This is a genomic window from Sphingomonas sp. BK069, from assembly GCF_014193405.1.
Lineage (GTDB): Bacteria > Pseudomonadota > Alphaproteobacteria > Sphingomonadales > Sphingomonadaceae > Sphingomonas.
Genome location: NZ_JACHZH010000001.1, coordinates 725319 through 746688, shown reverse-complemented (window position 1 = coordinate 746688; position 21370 = coordinate 725319). Strand labels below are relative to the sequence as shown.

Sequence of the window (21370 nt, the reverse complement as noted above, 5' to 3'; positions counted from 1 at the left end):
CGGCGAGCTCCGGATCCGAGAGGCTGCGCCTCGGCCCGCGGGCGGTCAATCCGCCGTTCGATCCGTTCCGGTCGTGAAATGGGACAGGCGAATTCGCTTCAACCCATTCGGGCGGCGTCATCCTGAGCTTGTCTCAGTATCCACCGTTCCGCACACGCCACGGCCGTTGGATGCGTGGCACCGTGGATCCTGGAACAAGTCCAGGATGACGCGGACGTGGACGGGCGACGTTCGACACCCGCCCGCTCAGCCCGCTGCTTTCAGCACCTCGCCGAGCAGCTGGAAGTCGCGCTCGCGCGGCGAGGCACGGCGCCACACCAGTGCCAGCGTGCGCACCGGATGCGCCGCGTCGAGTGGGCGCGCGGCGACGTTGGTATGCTCCAGGATGCCAGCGTCGAGCGCGATTTTGGGCAGCATCGTTACGCCCAGCCCGTTGTCGACCATCTGCACCATCGTGTGGAGCGAGGTGCCCAGCATCGTCGCCTCGGCGCGCAGCTCGGCGCGGTTGCACGCCGCCAGCGCATGGTCCTTGAGACAGTGGCCGTCCTCGAGCAGCAGCAGCCGGGTCTCGTCGATCTCGGCCGGGCTCACCGCCGCCGGTGTGGCGGGCATCTCGCCCTCGGGAAAGGCGAGGAACAGGTGATCGTCGAACAGCGGCAGCGTCGTCACCTCGCCGCAGGCATAGGGCAGCGCCAGCAGCACGCAGTCGGTGCGGCCGTTGTGGAGCGCCTCGCACGCCGGGCCGCTCGGCTCCTCACGCAGGAACAGCTTGAGGTCGGGATAGTCGCGTCGCAGCCGCGGCAGCACGCGCGGCAGCAGGAAGGGCGCGATCGTCGGGATCACGCTCATCCGCATCTCGCCCGACAGCGGCCGCCCCGCGGCCCGCGCCATGTCGCCGAGTTCCTCCGCCTCGCGCAACACCGTTCGCGCCTTGGTCGCGATCTGCTCGCCCAGTGGAGTGAAGCGGACGACCCGGCGGGTGCGCTCCACCAGCGTGACACCGATCAGCGTCTCTAGCTCGCGCAGTCCTGCCGACAAAGTCGACTGGGTGACGAAGCACGCCTCCGCGGCGCGGCCGAAATGTCCGTGATCCTTGAGCGCCACAAGATACTGCAACTGCTTCAACGTGGGTAGGTATATGGCCGCCATTCATCGCCTCTGTCGATCAACGCCTTCGTAATAACCGACTTGATCGATCACGCGAACCCTTTTAGTGCCGCGTCGACGAGAGGCGGCCCACCGCCCGCGCGCGAGAGGATGGCTGAAGCCCATATTTCCATCAGGAGGCTTCCATGCTGACCATCGGCGATCAGTTCCCCGCCATCACCGTTCCCGTCCAGCAGGGCACCGGCGCTTTGCCCGCCGGCGAGACGCTCGACCTCACCACCGCCTATCCGGGCAAGTGGAAGGTGCTGTTCTACTGGCCGAAAGACTTCACCTTCGTGTGCCCGACCGAGATCGTCGGCTACAGCCAGATCAAGGGCGACTTCGAGGACCGCGACGCGGTGCTGATCGGCGCCTCGACCGACACCGCGCACGTCCATCTGGCGTGGCGCAAGTCGGACCCGGACCTCGCCGCGGCCGACTTCCCGTGGCTGGCGGACAACGGCCGCAAGCTGGCCGACGCGCTCGGCATCGTCGACAAGAACGAGCATGTCGCGTTCCGCGCCACCTTCATCGTTGATCCGGACAACGTGATCCAGGCGGTGCAGGTCAACGGCCTCAACGTCGGCCGTAACCCGGCCGAGACGCTGCGCGTGCTCGACGCGCTGCAGACCGACGAGCTGTGCCCGTGCAACTGGAACAAGGGCGACAACGTCCTCCAGGTCGCGGCCTGATCGATCCGGGAGCGGGGCCGCGCGTCCCGCCTCCTTCATCTACCCGTCGCCCCGGCGGCGGCTGACCCCTCGCGACCTCGCGAGGGCCGGTCGCGCCGGGGCGACTCACGTCCGAGAGAGAGACATGGCACTCAAGGAATTCGCGGGCACCTTGCCCGACTTCGCCAAGGACATCCGGCTCAACGTCGGTTCCTTGCTCAACGAGACGGTGCTTAACGACCAGCGCAAATACGGTCTGCTGCTCGCCTGCGCGCACGGTTCGGGGCACAAGCCGCTGGTCGAGGCGACCGAGGCCGAGGTGGCCGACAAGCTCTCGCCCGAGGCGGCCAATGCGGCGCGCGCCGCGGCGGCGGTGATGGCGATGAACAACGTCTATTATCGCTTCACGCACCTCGCCGGGAACGACGAGTACCAGCGCATGCCCGCCAAGCTGCGCATGAACGTGATCGCGGCGCCCGGCATCGACAAGGTCGATTTCGAGCTGTTCAGCCTGGCGGTCAGCGCGATGAACGGCTGCGGCATGTGCATCGACAGCCATGAGCAGGTGCTCAAGAAGGCGGGCATTACCGCCGAGGTGATCCAGTCCGCGGTGCGCGTCGCCTCGGTGATGAAGGCGGTCGCCACGGTCCACGCGGTCAGCGCATGAGCCGACGCCCCGGCGCGGCGGACGCGCCGGGGCAGCGAGGTCACATCAGCACCGCGCGCACGAAGCCGTAGGTGCTGGTGATCGTCAGCACCGCACCGACCAGCACCAGCATCAACTTCATCGGTATGCGCTTGGCGAACAGGGCGCCGAACGGCGCGGCGACGACGCCCCCGATCAGCAGGCCGATCGTGGCGGTGGCGAAGTCCTTCACGCCGAGATGATAGATGAAGGTCGCAGAGACGATCGTGGTGAGGAAGAACTCCACCGCGCTGACCGTGCCGACCACCTTGCGGGGTTCGACGCCCTGGACGAGCAGGTTGGAGGTGACGATCGGTCCCCAACCGCCGCCGCCTGCGGCGTCCATAAAGCCGCCGATTAGTCCGAGCGGCTCGACCACCTTGGGCTTGCTCACCTTGGGCGGGAAGAGCAGCCCGCGGATCAGCAGGTAGACGCCTACCGCGATGAGATAGCCGAGCACGAAGGGCTTGACCGTGTTGCCGTCGAGGTTGGTGAGCAGATAGGCACCAGTGACCCCGCCGATCACACCCGGGATCAGCAGGCGCAGGAACAGCCTACGGTCGATGTTGCCGTGCAAGGCGTGGCTGATCCCCGACACCGCGGTGGTGAAGGTCTCGACGATATGGACGTTGGCCGAGGCGCGCGCGGGCGCCACGCCCATCACCGCCACCAGCAAGGTGTTGCAGATCACGCCGAAGGCCATGCCGAGCGCGCCGTCGACGAGCTGGGCACCGAAACCGACGGCGATGAACGGAAGCAGGCCGGCGACGTCCAGCTGAGAGAGTAACTGCATGCACCTTCCTGATCGCGCCCGCCGCGAGCCCGATGCTAAGGGCTTGGGCGATCATCTACAACCGCGATAGGAAATTCGAGTTTCCGGCACCCAGGCGGTGCTTATGGAAACCGCCGCGCGTTCGCCTTATCTGTAGGCGACAACCATGATCGAGCGTCGGCGCCGCCGGCGCCTAAGGGGAGCCGGCGGGGACACGGATGGCGCGACTGAACGAATATCTCGACTCGATCCGCGCGCGCGATCCCGCCCCACACTCGCGGCTGGAGATCCTCACCTACCCGGGAGTCTGGGCGCTCGGCTTCCACCGCGTCGCCCACCGGCTCTATCGCCGCCGCTGGTTCCTCGGCGCGCGCGTGGTAAACCATGTCTCGCGGCTGCTCACCGCGATCGACATTCATCCCGGCGCCAAGATCGGGCGGCGCTTCTTCATCGACCATGGCTTCGTGGTGATCGGTGAGACCGCCGAGATCGGCGACGACGTCACCATCTACCAGTGCGTGACGCTGGGCGGCACCAGCCCCGACAACGGTGTCGCGGGCAAGCGCCACCCGACCATTGCCGATGGCGCCATCATCGGCTCGGGCGCGCAGGTGCTCGGGCCGATCCTGGTCGGCCCGCGCGCCAGGGTCGGCGCGAACGCGGTGGTGACGCGGGACGTTCCCGCGGGCGCGGTGATGGTCGGGATCCCGGCACGGCCGACGATGGTCGAAGGGGGCGCCGCACCCGAGCCGCGCTTCGTGCCTTATGGAACGCCGTGCAGCGAGGTGTTCGATCCCGCGACGCAGAAGGTCGAGATCCTGCGGTGCGAGCTGGAGGCGATGAAGAAGCGGCTCGATTCGCTGATCGCCGAGCGCGGCGACCAGCCGGAGCGCGATCGCGCCTGATGGGGATCGTCACACCCTTCCCGGGCGGCGCGCGGCCGATCCAGGTCGGCTTCGAGCGGCTCGAGCTCAACCGCATCCTCGATCTTTATGGCCGCATGGTGGCGGCCGGTCACTGGCGTGACTATGCGATCGACCTTGGTCGCGACGCCGCGGTGTTCAGCGCCTTCCGCCGCACCGCCGAGCGTCCCGAGTTCCGTATCGAGAAGCGCCCCGCGCTGCGCCAGCGTCAGGGCATGTGGGCGCTGGTGGGTGAGGCGGGGCAGGTGGTCCGGCGCGGCCATGAGCTCGGCCCGGTACTCGCCCCGGTCGAGCGGCGGCTGATGAAGCTGGTCGAAGAGTAAGTCGACCGAGCGGCCGGATCGCTGCCAGCCGCGCCCCTGACGTCAGATCGCCGCGGCGATCGGGGGCAGTCGCCGGCCGAGCGCGCCCAGTCGCAGGACCAGACGCGCGCGGATCCCTTGCCAGAAGGCGGACAGCGACAGCAGCGCGGCGCCGATGACCAGCGCGGTGAGCGCGGCGGAGAGTTCCACCGCTCCAGTGGTGCGGATCAGCGCCGACATCGCGTAGAGCACATAGACCAGGCTCGACACCAACAGGGCGCGACGGTCTACCGCCACGGCCACCAGCGCGAAGACCAGGTAGAGCAGCAGCACGACGATCGCGGTGCCGAGTGCCAGCTTATCTTCGAACACGCCGAGCAGCTGGAAGACGGGATGCGCGATCATCGGCGCGGCGACGAGGTGGAGCCAGAAAGCGACGTCGGCTCGCCGCGTCTCGCGCCGCGGGTCGCTCATGTCCCACCGCATCGCATAGGCGAACACGGCCAGTCCGCCGACGAGGAGCATCGCCCAGACGAGCGGCCGGGCGGTCGGTACCGCCGCCACGATCAGGCTGATGACGAGGCCGACCGACGCGGCGGCGCCGGCCGCGGGGGTGATGGGCACGCGAAACCGTCGCCAATGCGCCCAAGCCCCGAGCGCGGCTAGGCCAGCCGCAGCACTGACCGCGGTGGCACTCGACCGGTCGTCGATCAGGATGGCGTGCGGCGCCGGGATCGCGACCACCGCAGCCGCGACGCCGCCGACGAAGGTCAGCAGCAGCACGATGCTGGGCAGTGCCATGCGCCGACGCGCGGTGAAATAGAGTGCGAGCACCCAGGAGGTGGCAACGATCGCCGCCGCGCCCGCCGCGGGAGCCACTAGCCCGCCGAGCTGCGCCACCGCGACGAGCAGCAACGTGATCGCGATGGTGACGAAGATGTCGTTGAAGCCGGTCAGGAAGCGAAAATGCTCCTCGTCGGCCGCCGGGGCCGCACGCTGGGCGGCGACATAGTGGCGGAAGTCGGCGGCAAGCTGCGGCGGAAGCACGCCCGCGGTCACCGCCTGATCGAGGTCGCTGTCGCTGTACATGGAAGTTATTGTCGCGGTCGGATCAACGGTGCGCAACCCGCGGTGTGACCCGATCGGGTCGGTCGCTCAACCCTTAGAAAGTTTTGCGCCGATCAGCATCGCCTGCGCGGCGCCCGACTCGGGCACGGTCTCGCCGGTGCGGTCGGTTATCGCCGACCAGTGCGCCGCGACGCCCTCCGGTGAGAGCGCCTCACCCTCGAGCAGCACGCCCGGCGTGAGCGTGATCTGGCTCGCCTGGAACACGCCGGCGCCGGCACCGACGATCTGGTTGCTCGGCGCCTCCTCGCTGACGAGGAACAGCGCGGCCGGCGCGACCTTCTCGGGCGCGAAGGCGGCATAGGCCTCGGCCGGGAACAGCTCCTCCGTCATCCGCGTGCCGGCCACCGGCGCGATCGTATTGACGCGAATGCCGTAGCGCGCGCCCTCGAGGTGAAGCGTGCGCGCCAGCCCGACGAGACCCAGTTTGGCGGCGCCGTAATTCGCCTGACCGAAATTGCCGAACAGGCCCGATGACGAAGCAGTCATCAGCACGCGGCCGTAGTGCTGCTCGCGGAAGGTCTCCCAACAAGCCTTGGTGGCGTTCGCCGAGCCGATCAGGTGGACGTCGACGACGAACGCGAAATCCTCCGGCGTCATTTTCGCGAAGGTGCGGTCGCGCAGCACGCCGGCGTTGTTGATCAGAACATGGACGCCGCCCCAGGCTTCGCAGGCGCGGGCGACCATCTCTTCCATCGCGGTCATATCAGTCACGCTGGCGCCGTTGGCGAACGCCTCGCCGCCCGCGGCGCGGATCTCCTCGACCACCGCCTCCGCCGCGTCGGAGCCGCCCTGGCCCGAGCGGTCGCCGCCGAGATCGTTGACGACGACGCGCGCACCGCGTCGCGCCAGTTCGAGCGCATAGTGCCGCCCCAGTCCGCCGCCGGCGCCGGTGACGATGGCGACGCGGTCGTCGAAGCGAATGGACATGAGAAAGGCGCCCCCTCGTGCGATGGAGCGCCTTTCCTAATCAGGTGCGGGACGGGCGAGAAGCCCGTCCTGTCCCGTCAGCGACGACGCGCGCGCGCGCGCTTCTTGCCGCCGGCGTCGCTCGCCTGCATGCAGCCGTCATACTGGCCCTTCTTGCAGACCGGGTACTCCGACTTGGCTGCGGGCGCCGGATAGGCCTGATCGGGCGACGGCGCGGGCTGGAAGCGCACGGTCGCGCCGGGCTGCGGCGTACCGGACAGCGCCGGCTGCGACGGCTGGTAGCCGCCCGCGGTTTCGGTGCCCATCGCGCCCCCCGCGGCGGGCTGCGGCGAGGCGGGGCTGGCCGACGGCGGCGTCGCGGCGTCACCGGTCGAGGGCGCGCTCTGCATCGGCGCCTGCTGCTGGCTCATCGCCGGATCGGCGGTGGTGTCGGCCGAGGGCGCCGGGGCCGCGTCAGCCGGCGCGGTGGCGTCGGGCGCGGTGGTGGTGTCGGGCTGCATCGTGCCGGTCTGCGGCGTCTGCTGCGGAGTGTCCTGCGCGATCGCCATCGTCGGGATGGCGATTACGGCGGCTGCTGCCAGAAGGATCGTCTTCATGTTCTCTCTCCTGCCGTGCGTTCGGTCAGAAACGCGTAAAGTCACGCGGGTCGGCCAACGAACTGGCGGCGAGAAAAGGTCCATCGTTGCGCCGGCGCACCGAAGAAGAGGCGGCGACGATACGCCCGTGATGTCGTGTTCCCGCGAACGCGGGATCCCAGCGCCAAGGGTGTAGCGCCCCGCCTCCCTCGGCTCCTGCCTTCGCAGGAGCACGGGCGCCTCTCAATTTAACTACCTGTAGTTAAGCCTCAATGTCCCGTATCTAGCGCATAGCCGGCCGAGCGCACCGTGCGAATGATGTCCGGCCGTCCGCCCTCGTTGATCGCCTTGCGCAGGCGGCGGATGTGAACGTCGACGGTGCGGCTCTCGATGTCGCTGTCGTGCCCCCAGACGCTGTCGAGCAGCCGCTCGCGCGAGAAGACATGGCCGGGATGCTCGAGGAAGTGCTTGAGCAGCCGGAACTCGGTCGGCCCGAGCGCGACCACCTCGCCGCCCCGGCGCACCTTGTGGCCGACCGTGTCCATCTCGAGGTCGGCGTAGGTGAGCTGCTCGCCCGCTAGCGCCGGGCGGACGCGACGCAGCACCGCGCCGACACGCGCCACCAGCTCGCGCGGCGAGAAGGGCTTGGTGACGTAATCGTCGGCGCCGGTCTCCAGCCCGCGGACCCGGTCCTCCTCCTCGCCGCGCGCGGTGAGCATGATGATCGGCACATTCTGCGTCTCGGCGGCGCGGCGCAGGCGCCGGCACACCTCGATCCCCGAGATGCCCTCGACCATCCAGTCGAGCAGCACGATGTCCGGCGGGGTCTCCCTCGCCATCAGCAGGGCTTCCTCACCGTCGATCGTGTGCTGGACGGCGAAATGCTCGCGCGTGAAATGCCACACGAGCAGTTCGGCGAGGCTGGCGTCGTCCTCCACCAGCAGCATGCGGGCCTTGGCCATCAGATGGTACCCCCGTGATGAAGCTTGTCGCGCTCGGTCAATCGCGTTCCCGTTGCCGCGAAATAGACCATCTCCGCCACATTGGTGGCGTGATCCCCGATCCGCTCCAGGTTCTTGGCGACGAACAGCAGGTGCGCGCACTGGCTGATCGTCTTCGGGTTCTCGACCATGTAGGTCACGAGCGTGCGGAAGATGCTGTCATAGAAATCGTCCAGCGCGCGGTCGCTCTCGCACACCGCCAACGCCTGATCGGGATCGCGCGCGGCGAAGGCATCGAGCACGTTGTGGACCATCCCGGACGCCATCTTCGCCATCGCGGGAAGGGTGGAGATCGGATCGATGCGATGCTCGCTCTCGATCTGGGGCACGCGACGCGCGATGTTCTTGGCATAATCGGCGATGCGCTCGACCACGCCGGCGATCTTGAGCGCGGCGACCACCTCGCGCAGGTCGTCCGCCATCGGCGCGCGCAGTGCGATGATCCGCACCGCGGTGCGCTCCACCTCCGCCTCCAGCGCGTCGATCTGGCGATCGCCCGCCGCCACGCGCGCGGCCTGCTCGGCGTCGCCGCGCTGCAGCGCCACCATCGCCTCCGCGATCGCGCGCTCCGCCAGCCCGCCCATCTGCGAGATCAACCCGCGCAGCTGGCCGATGTCCTGGTCGAAGGCCTTGACCGTATGTTCCTGGCTGTTCGCCATCCGTCCCGTCCCGTCTCTCAGCCGTAGCGCCCGGTGATATAATCCTTCGTCCGTTCCTCCCGCGGGTTGGTGAAGATGTCGGACGTGTCGCCATATTCGACCAACTGGCCGAGGTGGAAGAAGGCGGTGCGCTGGCTCACCCGCGCCGCCTGCTGCATGTTGTGGGTGACGATCACGATGGCGTAGCGCCCGCGCAGGTCGTGGATCAGCTCCTCGATCCGCGCGGTGGCGACGGGATCGAGCGCGCTGCACGGCTCGTCCATCAGGATCACCTCGGGGTCGACCGCGATCGCGCGCGCGATGCACAGCCTTTGCTGCTGCCCGCCCGACAGTGCCGTACCCGAGTCGCCGAGCCGGTCCTTGACCTCGTTCCACAGGCCGGCGCGGGTGAGCGAGCGCTCGACGATCTGCGCGAGATCCGCCTTGGAGCGCGCCAGCCCATGGATCCGCGGGCCGTAGGCGACATTCTCGAAGATCGACTTGGGGAAGGGATTGGGTTTCTGGAACACCATGCCGACGCGCGCGCGCAACTGTACCACGTCCATCGCCTTGGCGTAGACGTCTTCGCCGTCGAGCCGGATGTCGCCCGAGACACGCGCGCCTGGGATGGTGTCGTTCATGCGGTTGAGCGTGCGCAGGAAGGTCGACTTGCCGCAGCCCGACGGTCCGATGAAGGCGGTGACGTCCTCCTGGCGCACGTCGATGCTGACGTCGCGGATCGCCTGCTTCGCGCCGTAGAAGACGTCGACGCCGCTCGCGGTCATCTTGGGCGGGGCGTTGCTCATCACCAGCGGGTCTCGAAACGGTTGCGAAGGTAGATGGCGAGGCCGTTCATCGCCAGCAGGAAGACGAGTAGCACGATGATCGCGGCCGAAGTCTTCTCGACGAAACCGGCCTGCACGTCGTCGGACCACAGGAAGATTTGCACCGGCAGCACCGTCGCCGGATCGGTCAGCCGCTGGGGCGGGGCGGCGATGAAAGCGCGCATGCCGATCATCAGCAGCGGCGCGGTCTCGCCCAGCGCGCGCGCCATGCCGATGATGGTGCCGGTGAGGATGCCGGGCAGCGCCAGCGGCAGTACGTGGTGGAACACCACCTGCACCGGCGAGGCGCCCAGCGCGCGCGCGGCGTCGCGGATCGAGGGCGGCACCGAGCCGATCGCGTTGCGCGCCGCGATCACGATCACCGGGGTGGTCATCAGCGCGAGCGTCAACCCGCCGACCAGCGCGGCCGAGCGCGGCATGTGGAACGTGCCGAGGAACACGGCGAGCCCGAGCAGTCCGAAGATGATCGAGGGCACCGCGGCGAGGTTGTTGATCGATACCTCGATCAGGTCGGTCCAGCGGTTCCGCGGCGCATATTCCTCGAGGTAGAGCGCCGAGAACACGCCGATCGGGAAGGCGAGCAGCAAGGTCACCAGCATCGTCAGCAGCGAGCCTTTGAGCGCGCCCCAGATACCCGCGCGGGTCGGGTCGGTCGAGTCGGCGCCGCCGAGGAAGTCGTGGTTGAGCCCGCGCGAGAGACGTGGCGCGAGTGATCGGGCGATTGCCCGGTCAGCACGCGAGCCGCCGCCCTTGAAAGCGATGTCGAGCCGCGAGGTGACGGGTACGTCGATGGTCGCGCGGCGACTCAGCAGGCTGGGGTCGCGTTTGACCGCCTCGCGCACGCGCAGCCACGCCGCGTCGGACAGCAGCGCCGCGCCGCCGTCACGCGGGAAGGCGGTCTCGGCGGCCGTGTCGACCGCTCGCTCCAAGCCGGCCCCGGCGAGCGCGAGATCGGCGCGCGGGCCGCGAAGTTGCGCCGGCGTGACGTTCAGCCCGGCGCGCGCGAGGTCGAGCGGCAGCGCGATCCGCGTCTCGACGAAGCCGCCGGCACCGCGCGCCAGCATGGACGCGAGCAGGAACAGCAGGAAGGCGGCCGAGGCGACCACCGCGGCGAGCCCGAGCAGGCGGAAGCGCCGCTCGGCGGCGTAGCGCTGGCGCACGCGGCGCTGCATCGACGCGGTGCGCCAGTCGGTCGGGCGTCGTTCGGCCGTCTCGGCGGCGCTCACCGGCGCCTGTGGAACGAGCGACTTACTCATAGGCCTCGCGGTAGCGGCGCACCACGATCAGCGCGACGACGTTGAGCAGCAGGGTGATGACGAACAGCGTGAGCCCCAGGGCGAAGGCGGCGAGCGTCTTGGCCGAGTCGAACGCCGCCTCGCCGGTGAGCAGGTCGACGATCTGCTTGGTCACGGTGGTGGCACTGGCGAAGGGGTTGAGCGTCAGCGTCGCCACGCCGGACGCGGCCATCACCACGATCATCGTCTCGCCGATCGCGCGGCTCACCGCCAGCAGCACGCCGCCGACCACGCCGGGGAGGGCGGCGGGAAGGAGCACCTGCCGGATCGTCTCCGAGCTGGTCGCGCCCATCGCGAGGCTGCCGTCGCGCATCGCCGCGGGCACGGCGGAGAGCGAGTCGTCCGCCATGGAGGAGACGAAGGGGATGATCATCACGCCCATCACCGCCCCCGCGGCGAGCGCGCTCTCGGACGAGGCCCAGCTCACCCCCAGCGCGACGCCGAGGTCGCGCACCGCCGGCGCCACCGTCAGCGCCGCGAAATAGCCGTACACGACGGTCGGCACGCCCGCGAGGATCTCGAGCAGCGGCTTCACCCAGCGCCGCGTCGCCGGTCGCGCATATTGCGTCAGGTAGATCGCGCTCATCAGCCCGAACGGGATCGCCACCGCCATCGCGATCACCGCCCCGATGAAGAAAGTACCCCAGAACAAGGGCACCGCGCCGAGCGAGGCGCCGGGATCGCGCGGGTCGATCGCCTGCGGACTCCAGTGCATGCCGAGCAGAAAATCGCTGAGCGGCACGATCCGGAAGAAGCGCGCGCTCTCGAATAGCAACGAGACGACGATCCCGGTCGTGGTCACGATCGCGATCAGCGAGGCGCCGAGAAGCGCGCCCATGATCACGCGCTCGACGTGCGTGCGCGCCGAGAAGCCGGGGCGTACGCGCAGGTAGCAGAGCGCACCGCCGACGAAGGCTAGCAGCAGCGCCACCGCGGTGGCGATCCAGTCGTAGCGCGCCTGCGCCGCGGCATAGGCCGGCGCGAGCTGCTCCGAGAGCGGGTGAAACGCGCCATAGGCGCGTCCGGCGGCGAGGTTGCGCGCCTCCGCCAGGATGGCGGCGCGGTCGAGTCCGGGCGGGGGCAGCGTCGCTGCACCGGGCGTGGCGAGCACCGCCTCGGTCACCAGCGCGGGTGAGGTGAGATGCCACACCGTGAGAAACAGCAGCGCCGGCAGCAGCGTGCCCATCGCGACGAACCAGCCATGATGCTGCGGCAGCGAGCTGAAGCGGCGAGCAGTGCCGCGGCGGAAGCGCGCGGCGCGCGCGCGCGCCGTGACCCAGCCGATCAGCGCGAGTGCGGCGATCACGAAGGCGAGCGCGAGCGGCGACATCAGCGCAACTCCGCCGGATCGAGCGCGATCTCCTGCGCGATCACCGCGGCGGCGCGACGCTGCACCGGCTCGGGCGAGGCGATCAGCCCGCGTCGCACCAGCGGTCCCTGCCGGCCCCATAGGGCGCCATATTGGCGAAGAAAGGCGCGCAGCCCGGGGATGGCGCGCAGGTGCGCCTTCTTGACGTAGAGGTAGAGCGGCCGCGCGCCGGGATAGCTGCCGTCGGCGATCGTGGCGTAGCTCGGCGCCACACCGCCGAGCGTCACGCCGCGTACCGCGCCGCCATTCTCCTCGAGATAGGCATAGCCGAAGATTCCGATCGCGTCGGGGTTGGCCCGCAACTTCTGGACGATGAGATTGTCGTTCTCGCCCGCGTCGATATAGGCGCCGTCGTCGCGCAGCCGGTGGCAGCGCGCGGCGAAGAGCTCGGGCGCGCGCTCGCGCAGCGCGCGCGTGTCGGGCTGGACCGCCTCGCAGCCCGGCGCCATGATCAGCTCGACGAACGAGTCGCGTGTCCCGCTCGTCGCCGGTGGCCCGTAGACCTGGATCGGGATCGCGGGCAGCGCCGGGTCGACGTCGCGCCACAGCCGCGCGGTGTTGCGGCGTCCGCCGGGCGCCGCGGCGAGCGCGCGATAGAGGTCCGTCGTGGTCAGCGCCAGACCCGGCCCACGCAGCGACTCGGCAAGGGCGATGCCGTCGATGCCGACCTGTACCTCGAGCACCGCACCGACACCGTGGCGCGCGCACGCGTCATATTCGGACCGATGCATCCGTCGCGAGGCGTCCTCGATGTCGGGATGGGCTGCACCGACGCCGGCGCAGAACAATTTCATCCCCGCGCCTGTGCCGGTCGACTCGATCACCGGCGGCTTCGCGCCCGGCGTATTGGCGAGGAACTGCTCGGCGACCAGGGTCGTGAAGGGGTAGACGGTGGAGGAGCCGACGATGCGGATCTGATCGCGCGATCCCGACGCGCCGCCAGCGGCCTGATCGACGCAGCCGCCCAGCATGCCGCACGCCACCGTCGCCAGCATGGTGTAGGGCAGCGTCGCTGGCATCCTGGCCGCGAGCGCGTGGACGAGACGCGACATCATTCCCCCGAGCGGGCAGCCGACACGGCGCCGCGATGGCGCCGCCAATGTGACACGTGAGTTACGCCTTGATGACAGCGGTGGCCGTGCCGCGCTCAGGCCAGCGGCGCGGGTACGGCGGCGGGAAGGGTAACGGCCACGCGCGTGCCCACCCCGACCTGGCTGGTGATGTCGAGCCGCCCACGATGGCGCTCGACGATATGCTTGACAATGGCGAGGCCCAGACCGGTACCACCGAGCGAGCGGCTGCGGCCGGGATCGACTCGGTAGAAGCGCTCGGTCAGGCGCGGCAGATGCTCAGGGGCGATGCCCTCGCCTTGATCCGCCACGACGAGGCAGAGGTTGCGGTCGACGGCGCTCAGCGACACCTCCACCGGCGTGCCCGCCCGGCCGTACTTCATCGCGTTGCCGACCAGATTGTGAATCAGTTGTGAGAGCTGCGCCTGGTCGCCGATCACGCGCGGCATGTCCTCGGCCAGCTCCAGCCGGATGTCGCCGCCGCGGTTGCCGTGGGTGGTGGAGAGCGAGTCGCACGCGTCCTGTACCAGTTCGGTCAGGTCGACCTCGGCGCGCGGCAGACGGAACTTCTCCGCCTCGATCCGCGACAGGCTCATCAGGTCCTCGACGAGCCGCTCCATCCGCCGCGCCTCGTCGAAGACGATGCCGAGGAAGCGCTGGCGCAGCCCGGGGTCCTCGCCCGCGGCGTCGGCGAGCGTCTCGACATAGCCGAGGATCGAGGCCAGCGGGGTGCGCAGCTCGTGGCTGGCGTTGGCGACGAAATCGACGCGCATCCGCTCGGCGGCATATTGGTCGGTCTGGTCGACGAGATGGACCAGCCGCAGCGCGGGCCCGAGCGCGGCGGCGCGCATCTGCCAGCGCTGGTCGAGCGTGCCGATCCCGACCAGGTCGACCGGATGCTCGGCGCCCTCGGCGAGATGTTCGGCCGCACCGGGATGACGGATCGCGACGCGCGCGTCCTCGCCGAGGATATGCTGGCCGAGCAACGCGCGCGCCGCGGCGTTGGCGACCACGACTCGTCCGGCACGAAGTACCAGCACAGGCTCCGCGATCGCCTCGAGCGCGGCCTCGAAAGGGACTTCGGCGCGGGTCGGCTCGGGCGCGCTGTCGGCGGGCAGCTCTTCCGGGATGGTGGCGATGATCACCACCAGCGCCGCGCAGCCCGCCAGCGCGGCGAGCGCGATCTGATAATCGTCCGCGAGCGCGAGCACGACCGCGGCGGTCGCTGCCGCGATCGCGACCGCGAGCCAGGTGCGAAGCGGGATCTCGTCGATCACGCGCGCCGGTGTAGCGCAGATCGTCGCGGCTGGGCACCGGGCGCGCGAGCGTCAAGGCGGCGGAATAGCACGATCACGAACAACACCGCGACGATGATCAGCGTGTCGGCCAGCCAGTCCATTACGTCGCAGTCGCGGTGGAGCGAGGGGATCGACTGGAATACCTCGATCAGCGCGCCGAGGAACGACATGCGCTCGCCGATGCGCAGCAGCGAGGTCGCCGGAAACGCCAGCACCGACAGGATCGTGAGCGTGCCGAAGGCGAACATGTGCTGCCATTTGTCGCTGACGTGGCCGAGCGACGGCGGATGCGGCATCAGCGCCAGCGTCACCGCGCCCACGGTCGCGATGATCAGCGCGACGAGGAACAGCGGGCGCACCTGCGCCAGCGAGGTGGTCTCGGTCATAGCCGCTCCAGCGTGGGGATGAGGTCGTCGAAGCCGTCGATGATCGCGTCCGCGCCGAGCTCCTCGACGGGCTGCATAAGGAAGCCGAAGCGGCACGCCACCGCGGGCAGCCCGGCGGCGTGCGCGGCCTGTATGTCGTAGATCGAATCACCGACGAACGCCGCGCGCCCGCCGCCGCAGCGCGCCACCATGGCGTCGATCGGCTGCCGCGACGGCTTGCCGTTCCCCGGCCCCATCGTATCGCCGCCGATAATCGTGACGAAGCGCCTGGTCAGACCGAGCTGGCCGAGCACCTGACGCGCGAGATGCTCGAGCTTGTTGGTCACCACCGCGAGCCGCACGCCGCGCGCGTCCAGCGCGTCGAGCGCCTCGATCACGTGAGGGTAGGGCTGGGTGTGGACCGTGAGATGCGCCTCGTAATAGTCGAGCAGCCGCCGGTGCAGCACCGCCAGCTCCTCCTCCGAGCAGCCGCCTGTCGCCGCCATGCCCTGCGCCAGCATGTGGCGCGCACCGCCGCCGATCATCGGCTTGACCTGCTCGACGCTCAGTGTCGGTCGCCCAACCGAGGCGAGCGCGTGGTTGGTCGCCGCGGTGAGGTCGCCCGAGGTGTCGAGCAGGGTGCCGTCGAGGTCGAACCCGACGATTGGAAAGGGGAAGTCAGTCATGCGCGCGCCGCGTTGCCGCCTCGTACTGGAATTGGCAAGCAAAGGGTGGCAGGGCACGGTCATGTCGAGCCAGCCGCCCGTCGCTGTCGTCGTCCTCGCCGCTGGCAAGGGCACGCGGATGAAATCCGATCTGCACAAGGTGCTGCATCCCATCGCGGGACACCCGATGCTGCTCCACCTGCTCGCCAGTGCGGCGTCGCTCGCGCCAGAGCGCACCGTCGTCGTGGTCGGGGCCGGGCGCGAGCAGGTCGAGGCGGCGGTGGCGCCGCTCGGCGCCGCCACCGCGCATCAGTCCGAGCAGCTCGGCACCGGCCACGCGGTGATGCAGGCCGAGGCGGCGCTGGCGGGCTTCTCTGGCGACGTGCTGATCCTCTACGGCGACGTCCCGCTGGTCAGCGCGGCAACGATGCGCGCGATGCTCGACCGGCTCCACGCCGCGGACTCGCCCGACGTGGTGGTGCTCGGCTTCCGCCCCACCGACCCTGGCGCCTACGGCCGGCTGATTGTCGCGCCCGGCGGCGACCGGCTCGAGCGGATCGTCGAATTCAAGGACGCCAATGCGACCGAGCGCGCGGTCGATCTGTGCAACACCGGGCTGATGGCGGTTCGCGGCGAGCGGCTGTTCGCGCTGCTGGCCCGGCTCGGCAACGCCAATGCGGCGGGGGAATATTACCTCACCGACGTGGTTGAGCTGTCGGGACAGGCCGCGGTGATCGAGGCGGCGGCGGACGAAGTTGCGGGGGTCAACAGCCGCGCCGAACTCGCGACCGTGGAGGCGACGTGGCAGCAAGCGCGCCGCGCGCGCGCGATGGCGGAGGGAGCGACGTTGCTCGCGCCCGAGACGGTGTGGTTCGCGCACGACACGGTTATCGGCCGGGATGTCACGATCGCGCAGAACGTCGTCTTCGGGCCGGGCGTCGAGGTGGCGGACGGCGCGACGATCCACGCCTTCAGCCATATCGAGGGCGCCAGGGTGGCGAGCGGAGTCGAGGTCGGCCCCTACGCGCGGCTGCGGCCGGGTGCGGTGCTCGAGAAGGGCGCCAAGGTCGGCAATTTCGTCGAGGTCAAGAACGCGGTGCTCCACGCCGGCGCCAAAGCTAACCACCTCAGCTACATCGGTGATGCCGAGGTCGGCGCGAAGGCCAATATCGGCGCCGGCACGATCACCTGCAACTACAACGGCTATCTCAAGAGCCGCACGGTGATCGGCGCGGGCGCGTTCATCGGCTCCAACTCGGCTTTGGTCGCCCCGGTGACGATCGGGGCCGGCGCCATCGTCGCGGCAGGTTCCGTTATTGTCCGGGATGTTACGGAGGATTCACTTGCCTTGGCACGAGGTCGGCAGGAAGAGCGCGCGGGTTGGGCGGCGCGCTTCCGCGCGTCGATGAAGGCGAAGAAGGGCGGCCAATAAGATGTGCGGTATCGTCGGTATCCTCGGCCATGACGACGTGGCGGATCGCCTGCTCGACGGGCTCAAGCGGCTCGAATATCGCGGCTATGATTCGGCCGGCATCGCCACCGTGGTGAATGGCGCGATCGCGCGTCGCCGCGCCTCGGGCAAGCTGATCAACCTCCAGCGCGCACTGGCTGCGGAGCCGCTGCCCGGCCACACCGGGATCGCGCACACGCGCTGGGCGACCCACGGCGGCCCCACCACCAACAACGCGCACCCGCACGCCACCGACGAGGTGGCGGTGGTGCACAACGGCATCATCGAGAATTTCAAGTCGCTCCGCGACGAGCTGATCGCGCGCGGCCGCGTCTTCACCAGCGAGACCGACACCGAGGTGGTCGCGCACCTGATCAGCGAGAAGGTCGAGGCCGGTGCCGCGCCCGCGGACGCGGTGCGCGAGGTGCTGCCGCGGCTCCACGGCGCCTTCGCGCTGGCGATCCTGTTTCGCAGCCACCCCGAGCTGCTGATCGGCGCGCGGCTCGGCTCGCCGCTGGTGGTCGGCCACGGCGACGGCGAGACCTATCTCGGCTCGGACGCGCTCGCGCTCGCCCCGCTGACGCAGCGGATCGCCTATCTCGAGGAGGGCGACTGGGTCGTCTGCACGCGCGACGGCGCGCAGGTGTACGATCGCGACAACGCGCCGGTCGAGCGGCCGGTGACGATCTCGGGCGTGACCGGCGCGCTGATCGACAAGGGCAACCACCGCCACTTCATGCAGAAGGAGATCTACGAGCAGCCGATCGTGGTTGCCCAGACGCTGCGCAGCTATCTGCAGCGCTTCGAAGGGCGGATCGTGCTGCCGATCCCCGATTTCGATCTCTCCGGCATCCGCCGCGTCACGATCGTGGCGTGCGGCACCAGCTTCTACGCCGGCATGGTCGCCAAATATTGGTTCGAGCAGTTCGCGCGCGTGCCGGTCGACCTCGATGTCGCGAGCGAGTTCCGCTATCGCGCGCCGGTGATGGAGGAGGGCGGTCTGGCGCTCTTCATCAGCCAGTCGGGCGAGACCGCGGACACGCTCGCTGCGTTGCGCCATGCGCGCGCCGAGAAGCAGACGATCGCGGTGGTGGTCAACGTACCCACCAGCACGATGGCGCGCGAGGCCGACCTGCTGCTGCCGACCCACGCCGGCCCGGAGATCGGCGTCGCCTCGACCAAAGCGTTCACCTGCCAGCTCGCGGTGCTCGCCGCGCTCGCCGCCAATCTCGCCAAGGCCAAGGGGCGGCTGACCGAGGCGGAGGAGCGCAATATCGTCCGCCAACTCGCCGAGGCGCCCGCCGCGATCAACGGCGCGCTCGCCTATGACGAGTCGATCGAGGCGATCGCGGGCACCGTCGCGGGCGCGCGCGACGTGCTCTATCTGGGGCGCGGGACGGACTATCCGCTGGCGCTGGAGGGCGCGCTGAAGCTCAAGGAGATCAGCTACATCCACGCCGAGGGCTATGCCGCGGGCGAGATGAAGCACGGGCCAATCGCGCTGATCGACGAGCATGTCCCGGTGGTGGTGATCGCGCCGACGGGTCCGCTGTTCGACAAGACCGTCAGCAACATGCAGGAGGTCCAGGCGCGCGGCGGCAAGGTGCTGCTGATCAGCGACTATGACGGCGTCGAGGCGGCGGGCGAGGGCTGTGTCGCGACGATCACCATGCCCAAGGTCCACCCGCTGATCGCGCCGCTGGTCTATGCGGTGCCGGTGCAGCTGCTCGCCTACCATGTCGCGGTGGCGAAGGGGACCGACGTCGACCAGCCGCGCAACCTGGCGAAGAGCGTCACGGTGGAGTGAGGGGGGCGCTCCGTCACGCCGGCTCGCGCTGGCGCAGGAGCGGGCGGACGCTCTCTTTTTCGTCCGCCGCCCCCGCCGCTGGCGTCATCCTGAGCTCGTCTCAGGATCCACGGTTCCGCAAACGTAGGTACCGCGACTCCTGCGGCACGGTGCATCCTGAGACGAGCTCAGAACGACGGCAGAAGGAGGGGGCGGAGGCTATCCATCCCCTGTCACTCACCCGCCGTCGGTGATCCCACCCAGCACGACCCGTTCCAGCCCGAGCCACGCCGCCATCCGCTCCAGCTCTGCCAGCAGCCGCGGCATCGCGTCGGCGGGCGCGCCTGGCTCAAGCGTCACACGCCGTGCCGCCAGCACGCCCGCGGCGCGTTCGGCCTTGAGGTCGACCCGCGCCACCAGCGCCTCGTCGAGCAGGAAGGGAAGGACGTAGTAGCCGTGCTGCCGGCGCTCCTGCGGGACGTAGATCTCGATCCGGTAGCGGAAGCCGAACAGCCGTTCGGTCCGCCCGCGCTCCCACACCAGCGGGTCGAACGGCGCCAGCAACGCCGCCCCCCGCACCCGCCGCGGCGGCGCGGCGTCACGATGCAGCCACGTGCGCTGCGACCAGCCCTCCACCCGCACCGGCAGCAGCTTCCCCGACTCGGCCAACGTCGCGATCGCGTGGTCGCCCTCGGCCGGACGCAGCCGATAATAGTCGCGCAGGTCCGCCGCGGTCGCGACCCCGAGCGCGCGGGCGGCCCGCTCGATCAGCCCCGCCTGCGCCACTTCGGGCGAGGGCGTCGGCAGCGCCAGGACCGCCGCGGGCAGCACGCGCTCGGGCAGGTCGTACACGCGCGCGAAGCTGCCGCGCCGCGCCGCGGTGGTGATCCGACCCGACCAGAACAGCCATTCGAGCGCGTGCTTGGTATCGCTCCACTCCCACCAGCCGCTGCGGCTCGCGCCGTCCTCGAAGTCCGCTGCGGTGAGCGGTCCCTCGGTGGCGATACGTTCCTGCACCGCCATCGCGCGCGAGCGATCCTCGCCGGCGAAGCGACGCAGCCGCAGATAGCCGGTCTCCCCGCGCTCGGCCCGCGCCATCCGCCAGCGGAGTAGCGGGTGGAGGTCGAGCGGCAGCAGCGACGCCTCGTGCGCCCAATATTCGAACAACCGGCGGTGGCGCAGCGGCCCCCAGGCGTCGCGTTCGAGCAGGTCGCGGTCGTAACCGCCCAGCCGCGCGAAGGCGGGAAGGTAATGCGCGCGCGTCAGCACGTTGACGCTGTCGATCTGGAACAGGCCGAGCCGCTCCGCGGTGGTACGCAGCTGCGCCGCACCAGGGCTCAGCGGCAATCGGCGGCCGAAACCTTGCGCCGCGAGTGCGATCCGGCGCGCCTCGCGCTGCGAGAGAGTCAGCGTCATGCGCCTTGTCCTGCCGGTCGCGACGCGGCGGCGTCAACCCGCGGGTAGATCAGGCGGCGCGAGCCACTCGCGGTGCCGTGCTGGCACGGACATGCTCGTCGATGGCGCCGACGATCGGCTCGATCAGCTCAGGCGGCAGCGTATGCCCCATGCCCTCGATCTCGAGCAGCCGCGCCCCCGGGATCGCGCGCGCGGTCTCGCGGCCTCCCGCGGGTGGCACCAGCGGGTCGTCGCTGCCGTGGATCACCAGCGTCGGTGCCTCGATCGCGCGCAGCCGCTCGGTGCGGTCGCCGTCGGCGACGATCGCGGCCATCTGACGCAGGAAGCCGGTGGGGCAGCGGTTGCGCAGCGTCTCGGCACGGATGCGCTCCGCCATCATCGCGTCCTCCATCGGGAAGCGCCCGCTCACCGCGCGGCCCGCCATCGTGCCGTGCGCGACGATCGCCTCGATATCGTCGCTGCGCGGATGCCGCAGCAGCAGCGCGGTGGCGCGCATCGACGGGCGCGAGCAGCCGGGATGGCCAGTGGTGGACATGATCGAGGTGAGCGAGGCGGCGCGCGCCGGCCATCCCGCGGCCACCAGCTGCGCGATCATGCCACCCATCGAGGCGCCGACCAGATGCGCGCGCTCCACGCCGAGCGCGTCGAGTACGCCGACCGCGTCCGCCGCCATGTCGGTCAGCGTGTAAGGGACCGGCGGCACGCGGCCGAACTGCTTCTGCATCACGGTCCACACGATGCTGGGCACGCCCGCGTGATCGAACTTGCTGGAAAGACCGACGTCGCGATTGTCGAAGCGGATCACGCGATAGCCGAGCGCCGCGAGCGCCTCGACCATCGCCGGTGGCCAGCGCACCAGCTGTGCACCCAGGCCCATGATCAGCAGGATCGCCGGCCCGTCGCGCGGGCCGCTCTCTTCCACGTCGATCTCGATCCCGTTCGCTTGTACCAAGGCCATCGCTCACTCCGTCCCGGACGCACCTCCCGCCGCGCCCCTGTGCCTGTATGATAGGCGTCATATCGTCGTCACGTGAATGCAACAT

Annotated in this window: 22 protein-coding genes; 6 read left to right on the top strand and 16 right to left on the bottom strand. The window is 69.8% G+C overall.

The annotated features are described in order from the left end of the window. Positions 1-246: 246 nt before the first annotated feature. Positions 247-1149 carry a hydrogen peroxide-inducible genes activator gene (locus FHY02_RS03785; protein WP_132907700.1) on the bottom strand — a complete coding sequence of 301 codons (903 nt, stop codon included), beginning with the start codon at positions 1147-1149 and terminating at the stop codon, positions 247-249. Positions 1150-1292: 143 nt separating this feature from the next. Between FHY02_RS03785 and FHY02_RS03780 the strand changes: the two genes are divergently transcribed. After that, on the top strand, positions 1293-1838 hold the full coding sequence (locus tag FHY02_RS03780) for a peroxiredoxin (RefSeq protein ID WP_183920549.1): 546 nt from the start codon (positions 1293-1295) through the stop codon (positions 1836-1838). A 124-nt stretch (positions 1839-1962) separates the two neighbouring features. Next, on the top strand, positions 1963-2484 hold the full coding sequence (locus tag FHY02_RS03775) for a carboxymuconolactone decarboxylase family protein (protein WP_183920548.1): 522 nt from the start codon (positions 1963-1965) through the stop codon (positions 2482-2484). Positions 2485-2524: 40 nt separating this feature from the next. Here the strand turns inward: FHY02_RS03775 and FHY02_RS03770 are convergent, their stop codons facing one another. Then, on the bottom strand, positions 2525-3295 hold the full coding sequence (locus FHY02_RS03770; RefSeq protein ID WP_183920547.1) for a sulfite exporter TauE/SafE family protein: 771 nt from the start codon (positions 3293-3295) through the stop codon (positions 2525-2527). Between the two features lie 197 nt (positions 3296-3492). Between FHY02_RS03770 and epsC the strand changes: the two genes are divergently transcribed. Together epsC and FHY02_RS03760 are read left to right on the top strand one after the other, a co-directional pair. Then, positions 3493-4179, top strand: coding sequence for a serine O-acetyltransferase EpsC (gene epsC, locus FHY02_RS03765; RefSeq protein ID WP_183920546.1), 687 nt, complete (start codon positions 3493-3495; stop codon positions 4177-4179). Further along, the gene (locus FHY02_RS03760) at positions 4179-4520 is read left to right on the top strand and encodes a DUF2794 domain-containing protein (RefSeq protein WP_183920545.1); all 342 of its coding nucleotides are present in this window, start codon (positions 4179-4181) and stop codon (positions 4518-4520) included. Before epsC ends, FHY02_RS03760 begins: the two co-directional genes overlap by 1 nt. A gap of 42 nt (positions 4521-4562) precedes the next feature. Here FHY02_RS03760 and FHY02_RS03755 read toward each other — a convergent pair whose 3' ends face one another. The 12 genes from FHY02_RS03755 to FHY02_RS03700 form a co-directional block, all read right to left on the bottom strand. Next, positions 4563-5588 carry a hypothetical protein gene (locus FHY02_RS03755; protein WP_183920544.1) on the bottom strand — a complete coding sequence of 342 codons (1026 nt, stop codon included), beginning with the start codon at positions 5586-5588 and terminating at the stop codon, positions 4563-4565. A gap of 66 nt (positions 5589-5654) precedes the next feature. Continuing rightward, complete coding sequence (locus tag FHY02_RS03750) at positions 5655-6554, bottom strand: SDR family NAD(P)-dependent oxidoreductase (RefSeq protein WP_183920543.1); 900 nt, start codon at positions 6552-6554, stop codon at positions 5655-5657. Positions 6555-6631: 77 nt separating this feature from the next. After that, positions 6632-7150, bottom strand: a complete 519-nt coding sequence (locus FHY02_RS03745; protein WP_183920542.1) for a hypothetical protein — start codon at positions 7148-7150, stop codon at positions 6632-6634. Positions 7151-7398: 248 nt separating this feature from the next. Continuing rightward, complete coding sequence (phoB, locus tag FHY02_RS03740) at positions 7399-8091, bottom strand: phosphate regulon transcriptional regulator PhoB (RefSeq protein ID WP_183920541.1); 693 nt, start codon at positions 8089-8091, stop codon at positions 7399-7401. Next, a complete protein-coding gene (gene phoU, locus FHY02_RS03735) occupies positions 8091-8789 on the bottom strand; it encodes a phosphate signaling complex protein PhoU (RefSeq protein WP_183920540.1) in 699 nt (232 codons plus the stop codon). The genes phoB and phoU overlap by 1 nt, the downstream gene beginning before the upstream one ends. A 17-nt stretch (positions 8790-8806) precedes the next feature. After that, positions 8807-9574, bottom strand: coding sequence for a phosphate ABC transporter ATP-binding protein PstB (gene pstB, locus FHY02_RS03730; protein WP_183920539.1), 768 nt, complete (start codon positions 9572-9574; stop codon positions 8807-8809). Then, entirely contained in the window at positions 9574-10869 is a 1296-nt protein-coding gene (gene pstA / locus FHY02_RS03725; protein WP_183920538.1) for a phosphate ABC transporter permease PstA, read from the bottom strand. Before pstA ends, pstB begins: the two co-directional genes overlap by 1 nt. After that, on the bottom strand, positions 10862-12238 hold the full coding sequence (gene pstC, locus FHY02_RS03720) for a phosphate ABC transporter permease subunit PstC (protein ID WP_183920537.1): 1377 nt from the start codon (positions 12236-12238) through the stop codon (positions 10862-10864). Before pstC ends, pstA begins: the two co-directional genes overlap by 8 nt. Next, positions 12238-13329 (bottom strand): substrate-binding domain-containing protein, encoded by a 1092-nt coding sequence (locus FHY02_RS03715; protein WP_183920536.1) that lies wholly within the window; start codon positions 13327-13329, stop codon positions 12238-12240. The genes pstC and FHY02_RS03715 overlap by 1 nt, the downstream gene beginning before the upstream one ends. Before the next feature lie 95 nt (positions 13330-13424). Beyond that, positions 13425-14624, bottom strand: a complete 1200-nt coding sequence (locus FHY02_RS03710; protein ID WP_183920535.1) for an ATP-binding protein — start codon at positions 14622-14624, stop codon at positions 13425-13427. Next, the gene (locus FHY02_RS03705) at positions 14621-15031 is read right to left on the bottom strand and encodes a VanZ family protein (protein WP_260172587.1); all 411 of its coding nucleotides are present in this window, start codon (positions 15029-15031) and stop codon (positions 14621-14623) included. The genes FHY02_RS03710 and FHY02_RS03705 overlap by 4 nt, the downstream gene beginning before the upstream one ends. Next, positions 15028-15696, bottom strand: coding sequence for an HAD-IA family hydrolase (locus tag FHY02_RS03700; RefSeq protein ID WP_183920534.1), 669 nt, complete (start codon positions 15694-15696; stop codon positions 15028-15030). The genes FHY02_RS03705 and FHY02_RS03700 overlap by 4 nt, the downstream gene beginning before the upstream one ends. A 61-nt stretch (positions 15697-15757) precedes the next feature. Here FHY02_RS03700 and glmU point away from each other — a divergent pair, with 61 nt between their 5' ends. Continuing rightward, the gene (gene glmU / locus FHY02_RS03695; protein ID WP_183920533.1) at positions 15758-17107 is read left to right on the top strand and encodes a bifunctional UDP-N-acetylglucosamine diphosphorylase/glucosamine-1-phosphate N-acetyltransferase GlmU; all 1350 of its coding nucleotides are present in this window, start codon (positions 15758-15760) and stop codon (positions 17105-17107) included. Position 17108: 1 nt separating this feature from the next. Continuing rightward, positions 17109-18932: a glutamine--fructose-6-phosphate transaminase (isomerizing) gene (gene glmS, locus FHY02_RS03690; protein ID WP_183920532.1), complete on the top strand. Its 1824-nt coding sequence runs from the start codon at positions 17109-17111 to the stop codon at positions 18930-18932. 216 nt (positions 18933-19148) lie between these two features. On the opposite strand, the gene FHY02_RS03685 is transcribed toward glmS, so the two are convergent. Together FHY02_RS03685 and FHY02_RS03680 are read right to left on the bottom strand one after the other, a co-directional pair. After that, positions 19149-20327, bottom strand: coding sequence for a winged helix-turn-helix domain-containing protein (locus FHY02_RS03685; RefSeq protein ID WP_183920531.1), 1179 nt, complete (start codon positions 20325-20327; stop codon positions 19149-19151). Positions 20328-20376: 49 nt separating this feature from the next. Beyond that, positions 20377-21285 carry an alpha/beta fold hydrolase gene (locus FHY02_RS03680; protein WP_183920530.1) on the bottom strand — a complete coding sequence of 303 codons (909 nt, stop codon included), beginning with the start codon at positions 21283-21285 and terminating at the stop codon, positions 20377-20379. Between the last annotated feature and the right edge of the window lie 85 nt (positions 21286-21370).

Bases quoted from the DNA above. Each gene is read 5' to 3' on its own strand.
- pstB (WP_183920539.1), bottom strand. From the start codon at position 9,574: ATGAGCAACGCCCCGCCCAAGATGACCGCGAGCGGCGTCGACGTCTTC.
- phoU (WP_183920540.1), bottom strand. From the start codon at position 8,789: ATGGCGAACAGCCAGGAACATACGGTCAAGGCCTTCGACCAGGACATC.
- FHY02_RS03775 (WP_183920548.1), top strand. From the start codon at position 1,963: ATGGCACTCAAGGAATTCGCGGGCACCTTGCCCGACTTCGCCAAGGAC.
- FHY02_RS03770 (WP_183920547.1), bottom strand. From the start codon at position 3,295: ATGCAGTTACTCTCTCAGCTGGACGTCGCCGGCCTGCTTCCGTTCATC.
- FHY02_RS03680 (WP_183920530.1), bottom strand. From the start codon at position 21,285: ATGGCCTTGGTACAAGCGAACGGGATCGAGATCGACGTGGAAGAGAGC.
- FHY02_RS03750 (WP_183920543.1), bottom strand. From the start codon at position 6,554: ATGTCCATTCGCTTCGACGACCGCGTCGCCATCGTCACCGGCGCCGGC.
- FHY02_RS03780 (WP_183920549.1), top strand. From the start codon at position 1,293: ATGCTGACCATCGGCGATCAGTTCCCCGCCATCACCGTTCCCGTCCAG.
- pstA (WP_183920538.1), bottom strand. From the start codon at position 10,869: ATGAGTAAGTCGCTCGTTCCACAGGCGCCGGTGAGCGCCGCCGAGACG.
- FHY02_RS03760 (WP_183920545.1), top strand. From the start codon at position 4,179: ATGGGGATCGTCACACCCTTCCCGGGCGGCGCGCGGCCGATCCAGGTC.
- FHY02_RS03700 (WP_183920534.1), bottom strand. From the start codon at position 15,696: ATGACTGACTTCCCCTTTCCAATCGTCGGGTTCGACCTCGACGGCACC.
- FHY02_RS03715 (WP_183920536.1), bottom strand. From the start codon at position 13,329: ATGTCGCGTCTCGTCCACGCGCTCGCGGCCAGGATGCCAGCGACGCTG.
- glmS (WP_183920532.1), top strand. From the start codon at position 17,109: ATGTGCGGTATCGTCGGTATCCTCGGCCATGACGACGTGGCGGATCGC.
- FHY02_RS03785 (WP_132907700.1), bottom strand. From the start codon at position 1,149: ATGGCGGCCATATACCTACCCACGTTGAAGCAGTTGCAGTATCTTGTG.
- FHY02_RS03755 (WP_183920544.1), bottom strand. From the start codon at position 5,588: ATGTACAGCGACAGCGACCTCGATCAGGCGGTGACCGCGGGCGTGCTT.
- FHY02_RS03745 (WP_183920542.1), bottom strand. From the start codon at position 7,150: ATGAAGACGATCCTTCTGGCAGCAGCCGCCGTAATCGCCATCCCGACG.
- phoB (WP_183920541.1), bottom strand. From the start codon at position 8,091: ATGGCCAAGGCCCGCATGCTGCTGGTGGAGGACGACGCCAGCCTCGCC.
- FHY02_RS03685 (WP_183920531.1), bottom strand. From the start codon at position 20,327: ATGACGCTGACTCTCTCGCAGCGCGAGGCGCGCCGGATCGCACTCGCG.
- FHY02_RS03705 (WP_260172587.1), bottom strand. From the start codon at position 15,031: ATGACCGAGACCACCTCGCTGGCGCAGGTGCGCCCGCTGTTCCTCGTC.
- epsC (WP_183920546.1), top strand. From the start codon at position 3,493: ATGGCGCGACTGAACGAATATCTCGACTCGATCCGCGCGCGCGATCCC.
- glmU (WP_183920533.1), top strand. From the start codon at position 15,758: ATGTCGAGCCAGCCGCCCGTCGCTGTCGTCGTCCTCGCCGCTGGCAAG.
- pstC (WP_183920537.1), bottom strand. From the start codon at position 12,238: ATGTCGCCGCTCGCGCTCGCCTTCGTGATCGCCGCACTCGCGCTGATC.